7 protein-coding genes and 1 pseudogene are annotated in these 7,178 nt (G+C 36.1%); 5 read left to right on the top strand and 3 right to left on the bottom strand.

Going from position 1 to position 7,178, the window contains the following annotated elements; genetic code table 11:
• Positions 1-252, bottom strand: a 252-nt coding sequence (locus tag HET73_RS04990) for a hypothetical protein (RefSeq protein WP_410543556.1), incomplete at its 3' end; no start/stop codon positions are given.
• Between the two features lie 66 nt (positions 253-318).
• Between HET73_RS04990 and glpX the strand changes: the two genes are divergently transcribed.
• From glpX to HET73_RS04980, 3 genes are all read left to right on the top strand, one after another.
• Complete coding sequence (gene glpX / locus HET73_RS04985; RefSeq protein ID WP_174132728.1) at positions 319-1,245, top strand: class II fructose-bisphosphatase; 927 nt, start codon at positions 319-321, stop codon at positions 1,243-1,245.
• Between the two features lie 88 nt (positions 1,246-1,333).
• Complete coding sequence (locus HET73_RS08340) at positions 1,334-1,591, top strand: hypothetical protein (protein ID WP_246210161.1); 258 nt, start codon at positions 1,334-1,336, stop codon at positions 1,589-1,591.
• Between the two features lie 89 nt (positions 1,592-1,680).
• The gene (locus HET73_RS04980; RefSeq protein ID WP_246210160.1) at positions 1,681-2,703 is read left to right on the top strand and encodes a hypothetical protein; all 1,023 of its coding nucleotides are present in this window, start codon (positions 1,681-1,683) and stop codon (positions 2,701-2,703) included.
• Here HET73_RS04980 and ychF read toward each other — a convergent pair.
• Positions 2,693-3,787, bottom strand: coding sequence for a redox-regulated ATPase YchF (gene ychF, locus HET73_RS04975; RefSeq protein WP_174132729.1), 1,095 nt, complete (start codon positions 3,785-3,787; stop codon positions 2,693-2,695). The genes HET73_RS04980 and ychF overlap by 11 nt on opposite strands.
• A gap of 117 nt (positions 3,788-3,904) precedes the next feature.
• Here ychF and HET73_RS04970 point away from each other — a divergent pair, with 117 nt between their 5' ends.
• On the top strand, positions 3,905-4,861 hold the full coding sequence (locus HET73_RS04970) for an OTU domain-containing protein (RefSeq protein ID WP_174132725.1): 957 nt from the start codon (positions 3,905-3,907) through the stop codon (positions 4,859-4,861).
• Positions 4,862-4,933: 72 nt separating this feature from the next.
• The gene (locus HET73_RS04965; RefSeq protein ID WP_174132726.1) at positions 4,934-6,103 is read left to right on the top strand and encodes a CCA tRNA nucleotidyltransferase; all 1,170 of its coding nucleotides are present in this window, start codon (positions 4,934-4,936) and stop codon (positions 6,101-6,103) included.
• Here the strand turns inward: HET73_RS04965 and HET73_RS04960 are convergent.
• Positions 6,098-7,178 (bottom strand): annotated as a pseudogene (locus tag HET73_RS04960) (hypothetical protein); the annotation flags it as partial. The gene HET73_RS04965 and the pseudogene HET73_RS04960 sit on opposite strands and share 6 nt — an antisense overlap.

Here is a 7,178-nt window from a genome sequence, read left to right as displayed (position 1 = left end):
TACAAAGTCTAGGTTACTGTCTTCAATTGCACGTGCTAACAATAAATCACCTAACACATTGCGAGGTTCTTGCTCTAGATCAATTTCTGTATTTAGCTCTTTACTCAATTCTTCAAAACTTACTTGAGGCTTCTTTTTTATAATTCCATCTATATTTAGATATAACTTTCTTACATCATCATCACTATATGCCATAACTAAACCTACTACTATATGGTAGCTTATTATATCAACTTTCCCGCAATCAATCAAGACATCTTGCAGTTTCAAGTTGCATGATATATATTGAATGCTTTATTTATAGTTCTCAAGCGAATGATGGAAGATTTAGCCTATAAGTTAGTGAAAGTGACTGAAGCTGCAGCACTTGCTGCACATAAGTTGGTGGGCTCTGGTGATGAAAAAAAGGCCGATCAGGTCGCGGTTGATGCAATGCGGACGGTGCTAAATTCCATGGAAATAAATGGCACAATTGTAATTGGCGAAGGTGAAAGGGATGAAGCACCGATGCTATATATCGGGGAAAAGGTCGGAACTGGAAATGGTCCTGAGATCGACATTGCTGTCGACCCACTTGAGGGCACTACAATTTGTGCTCATTATAAACAGGGTGCAATGTCTGTTCTTGCTGCAACAAAAAAAGGTAATTTTTTACACGCACCTGATGTTTATATGGAAAAGATAGCGATAGGAAAAAATCTTCCAGAGGGTGTCGTTTCACTAAAAAATAGTGTCGAAAAAAATTTAGACAATCTAGCTCAGGCAAAAAAATGTAAAATAAATGATCTCGTGGTAACTGTGCTTAAACGTGAAAGGCACAATGAATTAATAGAGAAAATTAGAAAGTTAGGGGCAAAAATTAAACTAATAGACGATGGTGATGTTGCCGCTGTAATTTCACTAGTGAGTGGCAATCACGACATGTATATCGGAACAGGTGGAGCACCAGAGGGAGTGCTTGCAGCCGCAGCGCTAAGTTCAATTGGTGGACAAATGGAAGGAAAATTAATATTTGACACGGATCAGTTAAAAGAAAGAGCAAAAAACTTGAATATCCATGACCCAGAAAAAATCTACACTGTAAAAGATATGGCAAGAGGTGAGTCAGTGTTTATTGCAACTGGAGTAACAAGCGGAGAACTTGTGGATGGAGTTAAATTTAGTCATAACACTTATTCAACTAATTCTTTAATTATTCTGCCTAATAAGCTGATAAAGCTGCAAACAATGCAGAATCTACGTTAACTGTTTGATTTTGACATACCTAAATTTTAGCTTTACTCTAATTTAGAGCTAAGGTACAATAAATTTATAAAAATAATGGAGGTTCGAAATGCTTTCTGGACTATACAATAATACTAACTCTTCTCAAACGAATTCTCAAAATGTCTTGCCTGAGCAAAGTAGAGAGAACGTAACTATTCTATCTCCTCAAACAAATCTTCAATTTGATAAGTCTGAGGTAGACAGTGTGCTCTCGGATTTTGAGAGATTGGATTTTAAGGATAATAAGTGTTTTGACAAAATAGCAGATGATTATAACAAGAAGGGAAAGAGTTCCCTCTTTAACTACGTGATCGAGAAGAGGTAATAGATATATTAGATCAGAAGTGTGCTCCCAGCAATCAGGAAGAGTTTAGAAGGAGGTTTGGTAGATATCTTCTTCAAATTGACAAAGGAATGAGTTATGGAGCAGAACTTCAAGATAGACTTCAGTCTTTTGAAGATAGGGCAGAAGAAGTACTATCAGATTTTAAAGAATTGAATTTTAATTTTAAGGATAATAAGTGTGAAAATCCTTCTGATAAAGTAAATTTTAATAACGGCTGGCCGGCAGATCCATTTGATAAGATAGCAAATTATTATCGATGGGAGAAGGACATTTTCCTTTTTAATCATGTGGTACTAAATAAGCGAAAAGAAATAATGGGTATATTGGATAAGAAGTTTACTTCCCAAGACCAGGAGAAGTTAAAAGAAAATTTTAAAAAGAGGTTGGGTAGATATCTTCTTCGAATTGACGAAGGAATGAATGATGCAAAAGAATTTCTAAACAAAGATGATCTAATTGGTTTCTTTGATGGATGTTATTGGCCAGACAAAAAGGCAGGACATCTTGTTAATCATTATGATAATCTTAGTATCAACATTACTAAACCTGGACAGAGTTTAGAAACCAGTCGTCTTTTTAGCGAAAAGACTAAAAGGATGGAAATAATTAAAAATGAGGTACAAAGAGTAAAAATATACAGTAATGATAAAAGAATAGTAACAATTGAGAAGAATGAGAAACAACAGAGGAACTACTCCTTTGAAAAGTCTGCAATATGTGACATTGAAATTAGTTGGGATGCAAAAGATAAGTCTGGAAATGATCTTAATTGTGTTGTTGTTCTAAATATAGATTCTGGTCAAATTGGTATTAAAAAGTCAGTTATCAACGGTAAAAATGTTGAACCGAAGGAAATTTTAGAATTAGCTAAGCAAAACGAGGCTGTGCTTATAGGAAATAAAGCTTTACATGAAGTTTTAGAAGGATACCTGACTAAGCAAATACCATGTGAGGAAAAGAAGAGTGCGCAATCGCGTGAGAGTATTACCGTACCTAGTTCTTCTCTTGATGAAGGAGTAACTGTAGAAGAAGGAGTTCCTGCTCCTCAGAGAGAAACTGTTGTTAATAATGGTAGGTCTGCTACACATTAAACCTAAAGTGCATTATGTCACCATCTTGCACAATATAATCTCGGCCTTCAAAGCGAACTTTACCTGCGTCTTTGCAAGCTGATTCACTTCCATATTTTATATAGTCTGCAAAACTTATCGTTTCTGCTTTTATAAAACCTTTTTCAAAATCAGTGTGAATTACACCTGCTGCTTTATCAGCTGTTGATCCTATCTTTATTGGCCATGCACGTGCTTCTTTTGGCCCTACGGTAAAGAAAGTTATCATGCTCAGCACTTCATACATAATACGCGCTACTCCATCAAGGCCTGACTCCTGCAAGCCAAATTCTGACAAAAAACTCTGTTTTTCTTCTTCATCTTCAAGATTTGCAATATCTGCTTCAAGTTTTGCTGAAATACAATAGAATTTGCTCTTGTTTTCTTCTGCCATTTTTTCTACCTTTTTAGATAGTTCATTGCCAGTTATGATGTTTGCATCTTCAACATTGCAGACGTACATGACGGGCTTTGTTGTCAACAATTGAAGCGACTTCATTTCGGCTTCGTCCATGTTTCCCAAACTTCTTGCAGGTTTACCGAGTTTTAAAGTAGCTAAGACTTCTTGCATCAAATCAAGCTGTCTCTTTAGCTCTTTATCACCTTGTTTTGCTTTCTTTTCCAATTGAGGTAGCCTTTTTTCTATGCTATCAATATCAGCTAGGATTAATTCCATTTCCACCACTTCAGCATCTGATATTGGATCTATTTCATTGTGCACGTGGCTGATATCGTCATCCGTAAAGCACCTAAGTAAATGAACGATAGCATCAACCTCTCTGATGTGACTCAAAAACTTGTTCCCGAGCCCTTCACCTTTGCTCGCACCCTTTACCAGGCCTGCAATATCTACAACTTCTAGTTGATTGTAGATTACCTTCTCTGAGCCGGCAATTGCTGCGATTTGTTTCAAACGGTGATCTCTTATTGGCACCTTGCCAACGTTGGGCTCGATTGTACAAAAGGGATAGTTTGCAGCTTCAGCTGCACTTGATTGTGTAAGCGCATTAAATAAGGTTGATTTTCCTATGTTTGGCAGTCCAACTATGCCACAGTTAAAGCTCATATTCACTATGTAAAATTGTAATTGTTGCATAATTTGAAAATTTTTGCTATACTTAATTAGTTACTTATTAATAATTTTATTGGTATAGTAATATATAGCTTAAATAAGGTAAAAACTATGGCTGCTGCATCTAGGAAACGGAAACTACCAAGTAATTTTCATGATATTGAGGTTGGAATAAAAAGACCAAAGATCTCGGAGCAAGAAGTCACTTCTTCAAATAGTAGTCCTTACCCTGACAATTTCCATATAGGGCAAGCAATTGGTAATGGAAGCTGCTTTTTTGACTCGTTCAGACAAGGTCTGGAACAGCAAACAGGAATACAAGTTACTGTAGAGCAATTAAGAAATGATTGTAAAGAATTTGCGCAAAACAATCCGCCAGAGTGGTTTATAAGTGCGATTGCCAATGACTTCGATGAGGTTAGAGGTAGGTTTGTAAATCGTGGCATTACGTGCGATCAATACATCAATAAAATTGAAAAGAATGAATTCTGGGGGCGCCCTGATATTGAAGGCAGAATACTTTGCGAAAAGTATGGTGTGAAGTTGCATGTTGTAGAGAGCAACTCGTTGTATGCTGACGGTAATCAACAGGATCCGTCCTTGCATCAATTAATAGATGGTGCAGGTTTAAAAAATGCAGGTGAGTATAATAAGGTAGATTATGATGATAGTAGTGTCTTGCATGTAATAAACAAAGGCCATGCTCATTTCGAACCATTGCTTGATAGAAATAAAAGTTTAGCAAAACAACTGCAAGAGGAAACCAAACTTAAACAAGAGCAAGAACAAGAAGATTTCCTATTAGCAAAAAAGCTTCAGTTAGATGAGATCTTGGAATATTGTAACCTTTCAAAAGATATCTCTGAGAGAGCAGAGGTTGAGAAGAGATTTGATGAGTTATTGGCAAAAAATGCTGATGGGAAAATTCATGATGTTGTAGAGCAGTGCGTTAGTGATATAGAGCAGCACATTCAACGCTCTGAGGAGCAAAACTCTTTGAGCCCAAGCTGTGGTATGGAAGAAACAAGAGTAACATCTCATCAACAGCACCAAATACTTGTAAAATAGCCCTGTATATTTTTATGTAGGGCTTTTCGCAAGCATTTCATATAATATGAGTTGCAGTATGTACCAACCTCGATGCAAGTTGATCATGAGACTAGTTTAATCATTGATGCCATAGAGAAATTTGGTGGTGAGGCAAGGCTTGTCGGTGGGTGTGTGAGAGATTCAATCTTGCAGCGTGACGTTCACGACATCGACTTAGCCACCAATCTACTGCCTGGTCAAGTGATTGAAGCGCTAAAACTCTGTAATATAAAAGCTATTCCAACTGGCCTGAAACATGGAACTATCACTGCGGTTTTAAATCAAAGATCCTTTGAGATTACAACCCTGAGGTATGATGTGAAATGTGACGGTAGGCATGCGAAAGTAGAATTTACCAACGATTGGCAAGCTGATGCTTCAAGACGTGACTTTACATTTAACGCTCTTTATGCAGACAAGCATGGCCATATATATGACTACTTCGGTGGCATTCAGGATTTAAAGGCGCAGAGGTTGAACTTTATAGGCAACGCTGAAGATAGAATTAAGGAAGACTATCTGCGTATTTTAAGAGTGTTTCGGTTTCACGCAAAAATATGTGTTGGAGATTTGAGTGATGAAATATTGGATGTATGCAAACAGCATTCGCACATGATCCAAAACCTCTCTGGAGAAAGAATAAGAGATGAAATGTTTAAATTGCTGGAGTGTGATAATCCGGCTCCAACACTTAAGAGCATGCAAGAATCTGATGTTTTGCAAAAGATTATCCCAAAAGAAGTAAAATGCGAAATTCTGTCTTCGCCACTTCTTTTTGGTGCTGATGTACTAGTAAAATTAGCGCTGCTTCTTAGGACTACTAAAAAAAATGACAGGTTTGGAGAATATGTAAGCAAATTTTTACGTCTTTCGAACAAGCAAAAGAAAAAGCTGCTATTTTTACTATCCAACAATATCAAAACAGAGCTCTCAGAAAAAGAGCAAAAAAAATACATATCTTTATTTGATAAAGAATTATATTGTGATTTGGTGAAAATTTGTGGTGTTGAGTCTGGAGCAAACGTTGATGAATATATCTCATTTGCTAAAGTGTTCGATATTCCCAAATTTCCCTTATCTGGCGATGATTTGATAAATATAGGCCACCAGCCAGGGAAAAGTTTAGGTAGAAGTTTAGAATTGTTAAAACAGCATTGGGAAGACAGCTCCTATTCCTTAACGAAAGAGGAGTTGTTACTTTATGCTAAGGGCCCACTATAACGTTTCTCTAAGCTTAATGCTTGCGGTGCTGCTAGTGCAGCTCAGAAAAGAGTTAGGTGTGTATCTTGTTTTAACTTCATCTTTTAAAGGTAAGGAATCTGTATCAAGCTTTTTATTTACTTCTTGCATTTCAACTATTTGCTGTTGTCTGTTACTTTCAGTTTTTGTTTTCTTTATATCTTGTTCTAAAGCTTCATTTAATCGTGCTAAGCTGCTTATTTTTCCTTCTTTTTTTTTCATTTCCATTAAATTTTCCTCTATTTGTTGCTCAAGCTCTTTTTCTATTTGATCTGAAACCTCTTTCAGTTCTGTGTAATCTTTTTCATATTCTGCAAGTTGCAATTTTAATGTAGTTAGTTCTCCTTCCAGGTGTACTATTGTTTCTCTAGCTTTTACCAAATTTTCATCACTCGTTCCAAGTTTAGATTCCAAATCTTCATTTGTCTTTTTTAATAAAACATTTTGTAAACATTCAATGTTTAGTTTCAGAATTACATCCTCCAGATGTTCCTTTAATTTTTCATCATCTTCTCTGTGCAATTCAAAATGGTCGTCCCAAACCAATTCATTTTTATTATCTACTTCAATATCAGAGCAGTCTTCGTCAGTACTTACTTCAGAGCAAATTCCTTCATCTTCGCTCGTTATTGCGCTCTCTTTTTCTGCAACTTCAGATTCTAAATCAACTTCAATGTTTTTATCTGTTGTTTCAACACACTCAGTCTGCATTGTCATATCTTGAAAAGCTACTCCATCAGTCTGAACCCCTCCATCTTTACTTATCACTTCACTTTGGCTTTCTTTTTCTGCAACTTCAGGTTTTAAATCAACTTGAATACCTTCATCTACTGTTTTAAGATCATCAGTCTGAACCTCATTATTTGTAGTAGTTATACTGTAATATAGAATATCTTCTGCCCATTTGATCCACCTTTTTGGTAATATTCGTCCAATCGTTTTTAGGAACAACCAAGCAAACACAGTTAACCAACTGTATTTTCTTTCTTCCTTCTTAACATTAATTTCATTGTTAGCATTGAACATAAAATTACCTCGTTTTTTAAACTTTAAAAAC

The sequence above is a fragment of the Wolbachia endosymbiont of Atemnus politus genome (assembly GCF_013309895.1).
This window is presented reverse-complemented; position numbering and strand designations above follow the sequence as displayed.